The organism is Massilia sp. Root335, assembly GCF_001425685.1.
GTDB lineage: Bacteria > Pseudomonadota > Gammaproteobacteria > Burkholderiales > Burkholderiaceae_D > Telluria > Telluria luteola.
The window spans coordinates 474-2,883 of the sequence record NZ_LMCY01000026.1 but is presented as its reverse complement, the minus strand read 5'-3'; the positions used below and the strand labels follow the sequence as shown (position 1 = coordinate 2,883).

The window sequence follows — 2,410 nt, the reverse complement described above, 5'->3', positions numbered from 1 at the left end:
ACGCCAACGCCAACGCCAACGCCAACGCCAACGCCAACGCCAACGCCAACGCCAACGCCAACGTCCGGGGCCGCAACGGCTGCCACCTGGAGCAGTGTGAAGTGGGGCGGCGGCGGCTACGTCACCGGCCTGGTCTTCCATCCGACCATCGCGAATCTCGTGTACGCCAGAACCGATGTCGGCGGCGCCTATCGCTGGAACCAGGCCACGTCGTCCTGGACGCCGATCACCGACGGCCTGGGCTTCGGCGGTGCCGAGAGCCGGTTCCACGGCATCGAAAGCATCGCCCTCGATCCGAACGACGACCAGCGGGTCTACATGGCCGCCGGCATGTACACGGCCGATGGCAATGGCCGCATCTATATCTCGAGCAACCGCGGCGACACCTGGACGCACTACGATCTGCCGTTCGCGCTGGGCGGCAATAATCCCGGCCGTGCCATGGGCGAACGCATGATGGTCGACCCCAACAAGCCGTCGACGCTGTTCTACGGCTCGCGCCAGGCCGGCCTGTGGAAGAGCACGGACGCAGGGCACACGTGGGCCCAGGTCACGGCGCTGTCGTCCGTCACGATGAACGCGGACCAGGTCAAGGCCGCCGGCGGCAGCGGGATGGGCATCGAAACGGTCGTGTTCGACACGAACACCAAGGGGAGCGGCACGGCCACCCAGACTATCTACGTAGCCATCGCGCCGGACTACGTCAGCGCGGCGGGCCTCGCCTCGAACCTGTACAAGTCCACCAACGGCGGCACGTCGTGGGCCGCGGTCACGACCCCGATCTCCGGCTATCACATCCCGCACGTGGTGCGCGCTGCCGACGGCATGTTGTATGTTGTCTTCACCAAGGCGTCCGGACCAGGCGCCGAGGGTCCCGCCCGGCTCTACAAGTTCGACGGCAGCAACTGGACTCTGCTCGACAGCAACGACTCGGCCGGCTACGGCGGCCTGTCCGTCTCGGGCACCGGCCCGGCCACGCGCATTGCGCTGGGTGTGACCAACACCTGGGGCAGCTTCAGCGGCCAGAAAATCATCCAGCTGTCCGACGACGCCGGCGGGAACTGGCGCGAAATCGCGGCCGCCATGCCGCATACGCCGGCCGACGCGTCGTTCTGGGGATGGCCCGACGACGTCGAGATCGATCCTTCCAACCGGGATCACATCCTGTACGTCCATGGCGGCGGGGTCTGGGAGACCCGCAACGCCTCCTCCTCGACGCCGAGCTGGAACGAGGCGATCGACGGTATCGAGGAAACCGCGGTCCTGAGCCTGGCCACGCCGCCGGCCGGCGCAACGTACACCGTGATCAACAGTTCGGGTGACGTCGGCACCTGGGTGCACACCAACCTCGCGACCAAGCCGACCCTGACGCCGGCCACCAGCTGGAGCAACGGCTTCGCCGCCGACATGGCATGGTCTGATCCGCAATACATGACCGCCATCGGCGCCGTCCTCGGCAACAACACCAGCTACGGCGTCTGGTCCGGCGACGGCGGCAAGACCTGGGCGAAGTTCGCCACCTATGCGCCCGGCGCCGCGACCAATACGAACCAGGAAGCGAGCATCGCGGTCACCGGGCGCAACAAGGCGGTCTGGGCGCCCGGCAACTCGGTGCCGTCGTACACCACGGACAACGGCGCTACCTGGGTGCCGACCGATCTGCCGGCAATCAACACCGTCTTCCCCCGCGCCTACCACCTGGTCGCAGATCGCAAGAACCCGAACAAGGTCTATGCCTACGATTCCGGTGGCCATTGGTGGGGCACGCCGGGCAAGGTCTACGTGTCGACGGATGGCGGCCATACGTTCACGCTGAGCCAGGGCTCGGTGGCCGCGGGGCTGGCCCCCAATTATTTCGCGAACACCTCGCTGGCGGTGAACCCCAACGCCGAGGGCGACCTCTGGCTGGCCGATGGCAACACCGTGTACCACTCGACCGATTCGGGCGCGACCTGGACCAAGCTCGGCAACTTCGCGTCGATCTTTGCCGGCAATCAGTGGGCCCAGGTACAGGGCGCCAGCATCGTCGCGCTGGGCAAGGCCAAAGCCGGCGCGCCGTACTCCGCTGCCGTCTACGTCGTGGGTGTGATCGACGGCGTGTGGGGCGTGCATCGCTCTGACGATGCCGGCGCGACCTGGACGCGCTTCAACGACGACGCGCACCAGTTCGGCGGCATCGGCATGATGGCCGGCGACTGGAACACCTACGGACGGATCTACGTCTCCGGCACCGGCCGCGGTCTGCTCTACAGCAACTGATCGTCATGCAGGAAGGGGCCGGGCGCAATGTTGTCGAGCGCCTGGCCTTCAGTTTTTGTCAACCGCGTTCGCGGTGTACATGCCGCGAACATCACTACCCGTCCCCCCATGAACTCGAACATCTCTTCGCGCCGCGCCGCCGTGCCGGTCG

General features: G+C 66.9%; 1 protein-coding gene. It reads left to right on the top strand.

Translation table 11 applies throughout. From position 1 onward, the window contains the following. The first annotated feature begins 96 nt into the window (after nt 1-96). On the top strand, nt 97-2,259 hold the full coding sequence (locus ASC93_RS14125; protein WP_056443006.1) for a sialidase family protein: 2,163 nt from the start codon (nt 97-99) through the stop codon (nt 2,257-2,259). Nucleotides 2,260-2,410 lie beyond the last annotated feature (151 nt).